Here is an 11,403-nt window from a genome sequence, read left to right on the forward strand (position 1 = left end):
CCCATTCTTGCAGCCGCCCTCATGAAGAAGCCCGAGGCCCTCCCGGCAGCAGCTGCGGCTTCTTCTTCGCGGCCACGTCCTCCACCCAGCCGCACAGCAGGATGAACCCGGCGATCAGGATCCAGCCGATGCCGAACATGAACCACTGGCTCTCCAGCGGCAGCCACTTCTCGAACGCGGGCACGTTCCAGAACTGGTCGATCAGCGGGACGGCGAGCACCAGCGCGATCTCGTGCCAGAGGTAGATCGTCACGGCCCGCGCGTTGAAGATCGTGACCGTCCGGTCGAGCCGCCGGAAGCGGGTGAGCCAGGCGAAGTCGATGCGGAAGTACGCCTTGGCCCACATCAGCAGCATCACGAACCCGGCCGACCAGAAGGCCTGGGCGAGCGGGTTCTCGTCGAGGTCGTAGGTACCGAAGTCGGCCTGGTGCGAGAAGGCGTACCAGCCGCCGTACCCGATCGCGGCGAGCGAGAGGACGACGACCAGGGCCGGCTTCAGCTTCCGCAGCACGCCGTCGCGGTGGGCGAAGCCGAGGATCCAGCAGAAGAGGTACGTCGACAGGTCCCACAGGGCGCTGCCGAAGCGGTTGTCCGGGCCGGACCAGAGGAAGTTGAGGACCAGGATCGGGGCGAGGGACAGGAGCAGGACCGGGATCGGTGCCTTGCGGAAGACCCACAGCAGGGCCGGCGAGAGCAGCACGAACCACAGGTACGTCCGCAGGTACCAGAGGATCTCCCAGGCCTGCTCGCCCCAGGCGTTGCCCGGCGGGTCGCCGAGCGGCACCACCCAGTAGACGATCTGCCAGCCCGGCATCCAGTCGTGGATCAGCATCGCGAGGACCACGAAGAAGCCCCAGAACCAGAACGGCGGCAGCAGCCTGCGCAGGCGGGACTTGACCACCTTGAACGCGGGCCGTTCCAAGGACTTGGCCATCAGCGTCCCGGCCAGGCCGAACATGATCCCCATGGAGGGGAACACCATGCCGCACCAGGCCCACCCGAAGGTGTGATAGGTGACGACGCGGATGAGGGCGACGGCCCGCAGCGTGTCGAAGTAGCGGTCGCGGCCGGCCGGCTTCGGCGCGGGCGGCTCCTCCGCCGGCTCCGGCTCCACCACGGGCTCCGGCTCCACCGCGGGCAGCGGCGCCGTCTCCTCGACCGGTGCGGGCGGCCCGTAGTCGACGTACTGCTGTTGTGGATACGGCTGTTGTGGATACGGCTGCTGCGCGTACTGCTGCTGGCCGTACCCCTGTTGCCCGTACTGCTGCTGCCCGTACCCGTACCCATGGCCGCCGTAGCCGCCGTAACCCTGCTGCTCCTGGCCCCAGCTCATCAGCTCACCCCTGCCGGAGTGCCGACCTCGCCCGTGCGCTTGAGTTTCTGCCAGCGCAGGCGGCCGCCCGTGAGGGCCGTGATGCAGGAGTGGATGAGGACCAGGTACATCATCTGGCGGTAGGCCAGCTGCTGCAGGGGCATCATCAGGAGGTAGCGGTACTTCTCGCGGTCGAGGCGGAAGGCGTAGGCCGCGCAGAAGAGCTGGATGCCGAGGACCGCCAGCCAGGCGTACAGCGCGGCCTGGAAGTCCACGAAGATCATCGAGTAGACCGTGAAGACGTCGATCAGCGGTGCGAAGACCGGCGTGACGATCTGGAAGATGACCACCAGTGGCATGCCGACCCGGCCGAAGCGGCCCGAAGGGCCCTTGTCCGTCAGGGACTTGCGGTGCTTCCACAGGGCCTGCATGGTGCCGTAGGACCAGCGGTAGCGCTGCGACCACAGCTGCTTGAGCGAGCCCGGCGCCTCCGTCCACGCGCGTGCGTGCTCCTGGTAGACGACCCGCCAGCCCGCCCGGTGCATGGCGATGGTGATGTCCGTGTCCTCGGCGAGGGTGTCCTCGCTCATCCCGCCGACCTGCAGCACCGCCTCGCGGCGGAACGCGCCGATCGCGCCGGGGATGGTCGGCATGCAGCGCAGCAGGTCGTACATGCGGCGGTCCAGGTTGAAGCCCATCACGTACTCGATGTGCTGCCAGGCGCCGATGATCGTGTTGCGGTTGCCGACCTTGGCGTTGCCCGCGACCGCGCCGACCTCGGGGTCGGCGAAGGGCTGCACCAGCTGCCCCACCGTCTCCGGCTCGAAGACCGTGTCGCCGTCCATCATCACGACGATGTCGTAACTGGCGCTGCGCACACCGTTGTTGAGGGCGGCCGGCTTGCCCGCGTTCTCCTGGCGGATGACGCGGACGTTGGTCATGCCGAGTTCGTGGGCCGCGTTGCGGGCGATCTCGGAGGTGCCGTCGGTGGAGCCGTCGTCGACCACGATGACCTCGATCGGGTGTGTGCTCTTCGACAGCGACGCGAGGGTGTTGGCGATGCACTCCTTCTCGTTGTACGCCGGGACGATCACGCTCACCGGGCGGGTGACCGTCGGACCCCAGCTGAACCGGCGTTTGTTGCGCTGTCTGTAGTGGCGCCGGGCGAGGATCAGCATCATCCCGAACCGCCCCATGACGGCCACGCCCACGATGATCAGGCCCACTGACAGGGCGGGCACGGTCCATTCGGCGACGGCGACCGCGACGATGAGCGCCTTGCCCTCGTAGAGGGTCGCGCCGGTGGCGGTGCGGTGGGCGGCCTGGAGGCGGCTGGGGGTCGAACCGGTGCCGGTCGCGGGTGCGTTGGCCTCCGGGCCGCCGACGGGCTGCTCTCCCGTGGCGCCCGCGGCACCCCCCGTGGTCGCTGTGGCCGCCTGCCGGTTGCCCGTGTTGTCCTTCTCGATGACGCCGCTGATGGTGGTGAAGGTGTAGCCCTTCGCCTTCATCTTCTCGATGTACTTGGGCAGCGCCTTGATCGTCTGCTCGCGGTCGCCGCCGGCGTCGTGCATGAGGACCGAGGCGCCCTTGTTCTTCTTCGGCGTGGCCCAGCTGACGATCTTCGAGACGCCCGGCTTCTTCCAGTCGTCGCTGTCGGTGTCGACGAAGACGCTGGTGTAACCGTCCTTGCCGAGCTTCTGGTAGACGGGCCAGCTGTAGTTGTCGATGGCGTCCGTCTCCGAGGAGTACGGCGCCCGGAACAGCGTCGTCGTGATGCCCGCCGCGCCCGCGAGGGCGAGCTGCGTCTGGGTCATCTCGCGCCTGATGCGGGCGTCGCTCTGGTAGGAGAGGTCGACGTGGGTGAAGGTGTGGATGCCCACCTCGTTCCCCTCGTCGACCATGTCCTTCACGATGCTCGGATAGCGCGAGACCATCGAGCCGACCAGGAAGAACGTGGCCGGCACGTCGTACTTCTGCAGGATCTTCAGGACCTGCGGGGTGTACGTCGGGTTCGGGCCGTCGTCGAAGGTCAGCGCGATGGTCTTGTCCGGGACGGACAGGGTCGTGGCCTGGCCGGCGCGGTAGGTGATGATCGGGCCGCCGTTGAGGATCTTGTCCGGCACCTTGCTGGAGCTGGCCCCGTCGCGCACCCGCTGGTCGCCGCCGACCTCGGCGCGCAGATAGCCGTCGAGCAGCATGATGCTGGTCAGCGCGAGCAGGAGCAGCAGGGCGAGGATGACGCGCGGTTTCTGCAGCGCCGCGGCCTTGCCGGCCGCCCGCTCCATGCGGGTGGGGGCACGGCGGCGGCCGCGCGTCGAGGTCGTCGTGGTCATGTGGCTCTGGATTCCCGTCAGTTGGCCGCGGAGGTGGAGGCGGACGGGGTCGGGGTACCGGAGGGCAGGGTGCTCGGCAGGTCGCTGGGCCGGCCGCCGACCTGGTAGCCGACGCCGCCCTGCTGCCGCAGGCCGCCGGGGCCGGTGCCGGTGCCGCCCGGGCCCGCCTGGCCGTTGCCGCCGAAGGGCAGCAGCGAGGACGGGTTGATGGACGTGCCGATGCCCATGAAGGCCAGGCCCAGGATGACGGCGTACCCGAGGCACAGGACGCCGACGAAGAGGCCGATCCGGCGCAGCAGCTTGGAGCGGCGCCCGGAGTTGTCAACGAAGACGGGTCCCTCGGCGGACCCGTTGCCGCGTTTGCGGCGGCGACCACGCTCGGTCGCGCTGATTTCGATGGCAGGCTCGGATTGCATTCCCCAGAGATTAGGCAGGCTTTATGTGACCGAAAGCAGCGTTCTTGTGAGGCGCATATGAGAAACGCCTTAACCTGTCTCTAACCTGAGAGTTTCTGTGAATGGCTGCGCAGGTCAGGCCAGGGAGAGACAACACTTATGTCTCATTTATTCCGCCCTGTTGGCCCGTTTCACACCATCCATCCCATGCGTTTCCTGTGCATTGATGTGACAGCTGAACACGGGCCCCGTGTGAGACGTTCTCTTTTGGAATAGGGCTTTGTTTCGAAGCTGAGACAGAAATCACGAGAGCGGGTGCATGAGCAATGCGGAGTTTCCTGAAGCCGGCGGCCGGGTTCACCTGTCTGTTTGCCCTGGCCACGGCGGGGTGCTCCTCGGGGTCGGACGGCGAGACGGACGCGGCGCCGAAACCATCCGCACGGGAGACTTCGGCGGCCCCGACCCCGGCCTCCACCACGGCCTCGGCCACCTCGTACGCGCCGTACGTGAGCGCGACGGAGGCCTCCGACAACGACTCGGCGGGATCGCCCACGACGTACAACCTGGCCTTCGTGATCGCGGACGGGAGTGCCTGCACGCCCGCGTGGAACGGTGAGGACTCGCTGGCCGACTCCTCGGTGAAGTCCCGGATCTCGCAGCTCAAGGCGGACGGCGGGAGCGTGCGGGTGTCCTTCGGCGGGGCGTCGGGGAAGGAGCTGGCGTCGACCTGCGACAGTGCGACGGCGCTGGCGGCCGCGTACGGCAAGGCACTTGACGCGGCGGGCTCGACGCAGGCCGACTTCGACATCGAGGGGGACCAGCTGACCGACGCGGACTCCGTGGCGCTGCGGTCGCAGGCGATCGCGCTGCTGCAGAAGGAGCGGAGCGACCTGTCGGTGACGTTCACGCTGCCCGTCATGCCGTCGGGGCTGGACTCGGACAGCCTGGCCCTGCTCGCGTCCGCCAACAAGTACGACGTACAGGTCTCCACGGTGAACCTCATGACCATGAACTACGGGGAGTCCTACAGCGGCGACATGGGCGACTACGCGCTCACCTCGGCGAAGGCCGCGCACACCCAGCTGAAGAAGGTGTTCGGGCTGTCCGACGAGGGGGCCTGGCAGGGGATGGCGCTCACCTCGATGATCGGCGTGAACGACGTGGACGGCGAGACGTTCACGCTCTCGGACGCGGCGCAGGTGCGGGCGTTCGCGGAGGAGAAGGAGATCGCGTGGGTGTCGATGTGGTCGACGTTCCGGGACCAGCAGTGCGAGGAGGGGAGCGACGGGGATGACGACGCGGCGACCAACTGCAGTGGGGTGACGCAGAGTTCGGGGGCGTTCGGGAAGGCGTTTGCGGGCTGAGTGGGTGAGTGCGGGTCGTGTGTGGCTGGTCGCGCAGTTCCCCGCGCCCCTGACGGGCGCTTTCAGCGACGCCTGTGTACCAGGCGCCCGGCGCAGACCGTCGCGATGCAGGCGCCCGTTTCGTCCAGCACGGCCAGGTCTGCTCGGGCGTGCTCTCTGATGGTCGGCAGCTGGTGGGCCGGCAGCACCGCGACCTCGTTCCTGGCGGCCGCCGCGCGGAGTTCGGGTGAGTCGGCGTGCTCCGCCAGGACCGCCACCGACCCCGACTTCAGGACCTCGTGGATACGTTCGCGTGGGCTCGGGGCGTCCGGGAGCGGGCCCTGGTGCACGCGGCCCGGCCCGAGCACCCCCGGCCAGCTCCGTACACGCGCGGTCGGAAACCGCTCCCGCACCTCCGCCAGCGTCCCCACCGCCACGATCCGGCTGCCCTCGACCACCACCGCGCCGTCCTTCAACGGCGGCCCAGCCGTCTCCCAGTCGTACCGGAGCTCGGCCGCCGCGTGAATCGTCAGCACGGGTACGTCAGTTGGAAGCGAGCAGCTTCAGCTCGGGGTGGGCCGTGCCGCCCTCGATCGCCGTGGACGAGATGTGGGACATCACGCGCTTGTCGACCGGGTCGTCCGCCGGGTCGTCGTGCACGACCAGGTGTTCGTACGTGGTGGAGCGCTGGGCCGGGGTCCGGCCCGCCGTACGGATCATGTCGATCATTTCCTGGAGGTTGGAGCGGTGCTTGGCACCGGCCGCCGAGACGACGTTCTCCTCCAGCATGACCGAGCCGAGGTCGTCCGCGCCGTAGTGCAGCGTCAGCTGGCCCGCGTCCTGGCCGGTGGTCAGCCAGGAGCCCTGGATGTGGGCGATGTTGTCCATGAAGATCCGGGCGATCGCGATCATCCGCAGGTACTCGAGGATCGTGGCCTGCGTGCGGCCCTTCAGGTGGTTGTTCATCGGCTGGTAGAGGTACGGGATGAAGGCGCGGAAGCCACCCGTCCGGTCCTGTACGTCACGGATCATCCGCAGGTGCTCGATGCGCTCGGCGTTCGTCTCGCCGGTGCCCATGAGCATCGTCGACGTGGACTCCACGCCCAACCGGTGCGCCGTCTCCATGATCTCCAGCCAGCGCTCGCCGGACTCCTTGAGCGGCGCGATCGCCTTGCGCGGCCGCTCGGGCAGCAGCTCGGCGCCGGCGCCCGCGAAGGAGTCGAGACCGGCCGCGTGGATCCGCTGGATCGCCTCGTCGACCGACACCTTGGAGATCCGGGCCATGTGCTCGACCTCGGACGCGCCGAGGGAGTGGATGACCAGCTGCGGGAAGGCCTGCTTGATGGCGGCGAAGTGCTTCTCGTAGTACTCGACGCCGTAGTCCGGGTGGTGCCCGCCCTGGAACATGATCTGGGTGCCGCCCAGTTCGACGGTCTCCGCGCACCGGCGCAGGATGTCGTCGAGGTCCCGGGTCCAGCCCTTGTCCTTGTCCTTCGGCGGCGCGTAGAAGGCGCAGAACTTGCACGCCGTCACGCAGACGTTCGTGTAGTTGATGTTCCGCTCGATGATGTACGTCGCGATGTGCTCGGTGCCCGCGTACCTGCGGCGGCGCACGGCGTCGGCGGCGGCGCCCAGCGCGTGCAGCGGGGCGTCGCGGTAGAGGTGGAGCGCCTCCTGAGGCGTGATGCGCCCACCCTCGGCGGCACGGTCGAGGACGGCTGCGACATCGATAGACGTAAGGTCGGCCTTCTCGCTCACCGGGGCGTGCCTTTCGTCAAGGGTCGGGCGGTCCCGGCCAGCCTACGCCAGCCCTCCGACAGCCCCGACGTCAGGCCGCGAACGCGCCGATCAGCAGCCCGAGGAAGGCCCCGGAGAGCAGGAACGGCCCGAAGGGGATCGCGGTCTTCCGGCCGGCCCGCCGCGCAAGCACCAGCACACCCCCGTAGCACGCCCCGAGCAGAAACGCGGCGAACGTCCCCAGCATCACCGTCGCCCACCCGTACCACCCGAGCACGGCCCCCAGCCCGACCGCCAGCTTCACGTCGCCGAAGCCCATGCCGCCGGGGTTGATGAGGAACAGCAGGAAGAAGGCGGCGCCGAGCGCGGCGGCGGCGTACAGCGCGGTCGGCCAGTGTCCCGCGTGCTCCGGTACGAGGGTGACGGCCCCGAGCAGCGCGAGCGCGGCGCCGGCCAGCGGCAGGGTCAGTACGTCGGGCAACCGCTGCACCCGGAAGTCGACGACCGTCAGCAGCACCCCCACGGGCGCGAGCAGCAGCCAGACGCCGAGCTCGGGCCGGGCTCCGGTGGCGGCGGCGAGGGCGGCGCAGACGAGGGCGGTGGCGATGGTCAGGGCCGGAGCGCTGGGCCCGTAACCACCCCTCCGCCGCGCGGAACAGTCGGCGCAGCGCGCCCACCCGATCCACCCGCCGATCGCGTGCTGCCCGGGGCAGGAGTCCCGCCAGGCCTCCCCCGAGGGTACGGAGAAGCGGTAGGCGGCCCTCGGCAGCAACGAGCCCGCCGCCGCGCCCCACAGCGCGGCGAGGGCGACCAACACCCCTGTGTTCACGCCCGTGTTCACCCCGGCATTCCCCCCGACTCCTCGCGCGCCGCCGTGATCCGTGATGGCCACGGTAGCCCGGTCAGACACCGTCGAGCATGGTCGCGAGGTCGCGGTCGAGGGCCGGTTCCACGGGTTCGGCGCCGGGTTCCGTCACCTCGTAGGAGCGGACGAGGAAGCGGTGCAGGGCGGCCGTTTCGAAGAGGATCACCGCGACGCCCTCGCGGGCGCGGAACTCGACGGCCGTCCGGGCGGGGCCGCAGGGGCGGACGTGCACGGTGCCGAGGCCGGCCGGGGTGCCGAGGCCCTCCTCCAGGAGGGTGCGGGCGAAGGTCCAGGTGACCTCCTCGTCGTCGAGGGAGATCCAGGCCGGGAAGACGAAGTGGACGGCCAGGGGGTCGGCGGAGGTGTACCGCAGGGTGACGGGGACCGCGAGCTCCTCGTGGTCGGGGGTGAGCAGGCGGGCGCCGGTGGGCTGTTCGAGGGTGACGGGCATGAGGGGCTCCGGTGTCGGGATCGGTGCGTGCACTTCTACGAGTCCGTTGCGGCCCCTGCATTACGCCGTGACGCAAAACTATTTATGTGACGTGCGACACATCCACCTCGGTCGGCAACTTTGATTGAAAGTTTTGCCATCTACGCTGACAAACCATTTCCCGCCTCAGCAGGCCGCAACTGGAGCGTTCCGCCATGCCCGACGGTTCCACTGCAGTTTCCGCACCGGCGTCCCACGCCTCCGCCGCCACGGCCGAGTACGCCCGGATCTACGAGGAGCAGCAGCCGCGGCTCGTCGCGTACGCCCGCTCGCTGACGCGCAACGCGTGGACCGCCGAGGACGTCGTCGCGGAGGCGCACTTCCGGGTGTGGCGGCGGCTGGCCACGGGGCACGAGATAGAGAACGTGCCGGCGTACTTGATGACGACGGTGCGGCACCTGGCGACGGCGGCGGGTACTTCCTCGGTGCGGGAGACGCCGCAGGATCCGCAGGCCGACGAGCAGATACGGGTGGGCCGGCAGGCGCACGCGGACGACCCGGCCGAGCAGGTGTCCTCGGTGGACCTGGTGGTGCGGGTGCTGGGGCAGTTGCCCGAGCGGTGGGTGAAGGCGCTGTGGCTGTCGGAGGCGGAGGGCCAGCCGCTGGCGGCGATCGGGCCGCAGCTGGGGACGGCGGAAGGCGCGACGGCGGTTCTGCTGCACCGGGCGCGGGAGGGAATGCGGCAGGCGTTCCTGCGCGCGCAGACGGGGGCGCCGCAGGATCCGGCGTGCCAGGTGCACTGGGCTCGCATGCCGGCATACGTCCGCGGCACGGCAACGTCCCGCCAGTCGGAACGCCTCCTGACCCACACGGAGTCCTGCGCGGACTGCCGGGCCCGTTTGGCGTCCCTGATGACCGCGAACGACCGGTTGCCGGCACTGGTGGGTCCGGCGCTGGTGGTGCTGGCGGTGGGGGGAACGGGGAAGTTTCTGTTGGGGTTTGTGGTGGGGGCGGCGGGAGCGGCGGGCGCGGGCGGGGCGGCCGGTGTAGTCGGCGGGGGTGCGGGCGCGAGTACAGCAGGTGCCGCCGGGTCGGCTGGGGCGGCGGCATCGGCGAGTGGGGGTGCGGGCGCTGCGGCTGGTGTGGGTGGTGTGCCGGGTGGGGTGTCTGCCGGTGGGCACGGTGTGGGCGGGTTGCTGCATGGGGTGCGGCACGTGGCGGTCAGTGGGGTCAAGACGCCGGTCGCGGTGGCTGCGGGGACGGTTGTCGCCGGGGCAGTCGCCGTGTTGCTCCTGCTGGGGCCGGGCGGGGCGGGGTCGATACCGGCTCAGCGGACACCTGTGGCCGACGGGCCGGTTGCCCAAGTGCCGGTCGCGGAGGCGCCGGTGGCTGGGCCTTCGGAGGGGGTGCGGGGGGACAAGCCTGCGGGCGACGGGGTGTTGGGCGCGGGGACCGGTGAGCCGACGGTAACGGTGACGGTCGCTGGTGGAGGCTCGGAGTCTGCGGGCGGGGGTTCGGATGCCGGCGGGGGTGGGGGTACGTCGCCGGGTGGACCGTCGGGCGAGAAGCCGACGCCGAGCGAACCCGCGCCGAGCGACCCGACACCCGGGGAACCGACCCCGACCGAACCCGCGCCCAGCCAGCCGACGCCCGGAGAGCCGGCGCCGAGTGATCCGGAACCGACCAAGCCGACGCCCGGAGAGCCGACCCCGAGCGACCCCGCGCCGAGCGACCCGACGCCCGGGGAACCGACCCCGAGCGATCCCGCACCCAGCCAGCCGACGCCGAGCGATCCCGAACCGACCAACCCGACGCCCGGAGAGCCGACCCCGACCGAACCCACGCCCAGCCAGCCGGCGCCCGCCGAGCCAACCCCTGGGAACCCTTCACCCACCGAACCGACCCCTGAGAACCCCTCACCCAGCGACCCCGCGCCCAGCGATCCCGTGCCCGACGAGCCCGCTCCCCCTACCACCGGCGGTGATCAGGACGAGGACCCGGGCACTCCGGCCGCTCCCCCCGAGGACACCGACGACCCGTCACCCGCGCCCTCCGCCCCCGCCGATCCCCCTGGCGACGACTGCACGCACCACGACCACCAAGAGGGCGGCGGCCACCAGTCGACGTAGGCCCGAAGCGTCCGCGGCGAAGCCCTACCTGACCCGCGACAACCGAGCCGTCGGATTCCCCTCCGCCTCGCTCTCCGCCGCGTACTTCAGGTCGTCCCCCGCCAGGGACAGACGCACCGTGTGCGGCGCCGGATCGCAGCCCGCGTGGTTGGACTCGGCGCCCACCGATGTCGTCACGAGCTCCGTCTTCGTCACCTTCTTCAACGTCAGTACGTCATTGCAGACCCCGCCGATCTGATCGGTCTGCCGCATACGCCCCAACTCCTCGCCCACACCGGCCCGATGGACGGTCAGCCGGAACGTACCCATGGGCAGGGCCCCGTTGAGGGCAAGCCCCTCCCCCTCCCAGATGCCGATGTACGCAGCCGGTACGGCACCAGGCGTCGCACCCGAAGAAGCCCCCGAGGAAGAGCTCGGGGAAGAAATCGCGGAAGAACTCGAACTCGGCCTCGGCGCCGACGAGTACTTCCCGGCCCCCGAATCGCTGCTCGCCGAGCTGTCGTCCCCGCCCCCCGGCAGCAGATCGAACACGAACACCGACCCCACGGTCACCGCGGCCAACGCCCCCGCGACCGCCAGCGCCACCGTGCAGCTCAGCCGCCGCCCCCGCCCGCCGTCCCCCGGCCCCGACGAAGCCGCCACGGACACCGACAACTTCCCGGGCCGCTGCTCCCCAGGCACAGCATCCCGAGGCTCCGGCACGGAACCGGACGGCGAATCGGACGAGGAGACGGGCGGAGGCGTGGACGGAGGTGTAGGCGGCGGCGTAGGAGTAGGAGTAGGAGGCGTGGACGGATAGCCGCTCGCACCCCCCGGCATCACCGGCGCCGGCCCCCCCCCCCCCCCCCCCCCCCCCCCA

11 protein-coding genes are annotated in these 11,403 nt (G+C 70.3%); 3 read left to right on the plus strand and 8 right to left on the minus strand.

All coding sequences use genetic code 11. The features are described from left to right. Positions 1-19 precede the first annotated feature (19 nt). The 3 genes from MQP27_RS50195 to MQP27_RS50205 are packed head-to-tail and all read right to left on the minus strand — an operon-like array spanning position 20 to position 4,061. The gene (locus MQP27_RS50195; protein WP_242779184.1) at positions 20-1,333 is read right to left on the minus strand and encodes an acyltransferase family protein; all 1,314 of its coding nucleotides are present in this window, start codon (positions 1,331-1,333) and stop codon (positions 20-22) included. Further along, entirely contained in the window at positions 1,333-3,645 is a 2,313-nt protein-coding gene (locus tag MQP27_RS50200; RefSeq protein ID WP_242779187.1) for a bifunctional polysaccharide deacetylase/glycosyltransferase family 2 protein, read from the minus strand. The genes MQP27_RS50195 and MQP27_RS50200 overlap by 1 nt, the downstream gene beginning before the upstream one ends. 17 nt (positions 3,646-3,662) lie before the next feature. Continuing rightward, entirely contained in the window at positions 3,663-4,061 is a 399-nt protein-coding gene (locus MQP27_RS50205) for a hypothetical protein (RefSeq protein ID WP_242779190.1), read from the minus strand. A gap of 305 nt (positions 4,062-4,366) precedes the next feature. Here MQP27_RS50205 and MQP27_RS50210 point away from each other — a divergent pair, with 305 nt between their 5' ends. After that, positions 4,367-5,404: a chitinase gene (locus tag MQP27_RS50210; protein WP_242779193.1), complete on the plus strand. Its 1,038-nt coding sequence runs from the start codon at positions 4,367-4,369 to the stop codon at positions 5,402-5,404. Positions 5,405-5,466: 62 nt separating this feature from the next. Here MQP27_RS50210 and MQP27_RS50215 read toward each other — a convergent pair whose 3' ends face one another. The 4 genes from MQP27_RS50215 to MQP27_RS50230 form a co-directional block, all read right to left on the minus strand. Next, positions 5,467-5,919 (minus strand): imidazolonepropionase-like domain-containing protein, encoded by a 453-nt coding sequence (locus MQP27_RS50215; RefSeq protein WP_242779197.1) that lies wholly within the window; start codon positions 5,917-5,919, stop codon positions 5,467-5,469. A gap of 7 nt (positions 5,920-5,926) precedes the next feature. Beyond that, on the minus strand, positions 5,927-7,141 hold the full coding sequence (gene mqnC, locus MQP27_RS50220) for a cyclic dehypoxanthinyl futalosine synthase (protein WP_242779200.1): 1,215 nt from the start codon (positions 7,139-7,141) through the stop codon (positions 5,927-5,929). A 70-nt stretch (positions 7,142-7,211) separates the two neighbouring features. Further along, positions 7,212-7,949, minus strand: coding sequence for a prepilin peptidase (locus MQP27_RS50225; RefSeq protein ID WP_242779203.1), 738 nt, complete (start codon positions 7,947-7,949; stop codon positions 7,212-7,214). A 73-nt stretch (positions 7,950-8,022) separates the two neighbouring features. Next, on the minus strand, positions 8,023-8,436 hold the full coding sequence (locus MQP27_RS50230) for an SsgA family sporulation/cell division regulator (protein WP_242779206.1): 414 nt from the start codon (positions 8,434-8,436) through the stop codon (positions 8,023-8,025). Positions 8,437-8,630: 194 nt separating this feature from the next. On the opposite strand from MQP27_RS50230, the gene MQP27_RS50235 reads away from it, so the two are divergent. Then, positions 8,631-10,544: a sigma-70 family RNA polymerase sigma factor gene (locus MQP27_RS50235; RefSeq protein ID WP_242779209.1), complete on the plus strand. Its 1,914-nt coding sequence runs from the start codon at positions 8,631-8,633 to the stop codon at positions 10,542-10,544. A 24-nt stretch (positions 10,545-10,568) separates the two neighbouring features. Here MQP27_RS50235 and MQP27_RS51570 read toward each other — a convergent pair whose 3' ends face one another. Next, positions 10,569-10,853, minus strand: a complete 285-nt coding sequence (locus tag MQP27_RS51570; RefSeq protein WP_308290102.1) for a hypothetical protein — start codon at positions 10,851-10,853, stop codon at positions 10,569-10,571. A 40-nt stretch (positions 10,854-10,893) separates the two neighbouring features. Here MQP27_RS51570 and MQP27_RS51575 point away from each other — a divergent pair, with 40 nt between their 5' ends. Continuing rightward, positions 10,894-11,343: a hypothetical protein gene (locus MQP27_RS51575; RefSeq protein ID WP_308290103.1), complete on the plus strand. Its 450-nt coding sequence runs from the start codon at positions 10,894-10,896 to the stop codon at positions 11,341-11,343. Positions 11,344-11,403 lie beyond the last annotated feature (60 nt).

Source organism: Streptomyces cylindrosporus (assembly GCF_022698165.1).
GTDB lineage: Bacteria > Actinomycetota > Actinomycetes > Streptomycetales > Streptomycetaceae > Streptomyces > Streptomyces cylindrosporus.

Excerpts from the sequence above, each read along its gene's own strand:
- MQP27_RS50195 (WP_242779184.1), bottom strand. The coding sequence starts at position 1,333 with ATGAGCTGGGGCCAGGAGCAGCAGGGTTACGGCGGCTACGGCGGCCAT.
- MQP27_RS50200 (WP_242779187.1), bottom strand. The coding sequence starts at position 3,645 with ATGACCACGACGACCTCGACGCGCGGCCGCCGCCGTGCCCCCACCCGC.
- MQP27_RS50205 (WP_242779190.1), bottom strand. The coding sequence starts at position 4,061 with ATGCAATCCGAGCCTGCCATCGAAATCAGCGCGACCGAGCGTGGTCGC.
- MQP27_RS50210 (WP_242779193.1), top strand. The coding sequence starts at position 4,367 with ATGCGGAGTTTCCTGAAGCCGGCGGCCGGGTTCACCTGTCTGTTTGCC.
- MQP27_RS50230 (WP_242779206.1), bottom strand. The coding sequence starts at position 8,436 with ATGCCCGTCACCCTCGAACAGCCCACCGGCGCCCGCCTGCTCACCCCC.
- MQP27_RS50235 (WP_242779209.1), top strand. The coding sequence starts at position 8,631 with ATGCCCGACGGTTCCACTGCAGTTTCCGCACCGGCGTCCCACGCCTCC.
- MQP27_RS51570 (WP_308290102.1), bottom strand. The coding sequence starts at position 10,853 with ATGGGTACGTTCCGGCTGACCGTCCATCGGGCCGGTGTGGGCGAGGAG.
- MQP27_RS51575 (WP_308290103.1), top strand. The coding sequence starts at position 10,894 with ATGCCGATGTACGCAGCCGGTACGGCACCAGGCGTCGCACCCGAAGAA.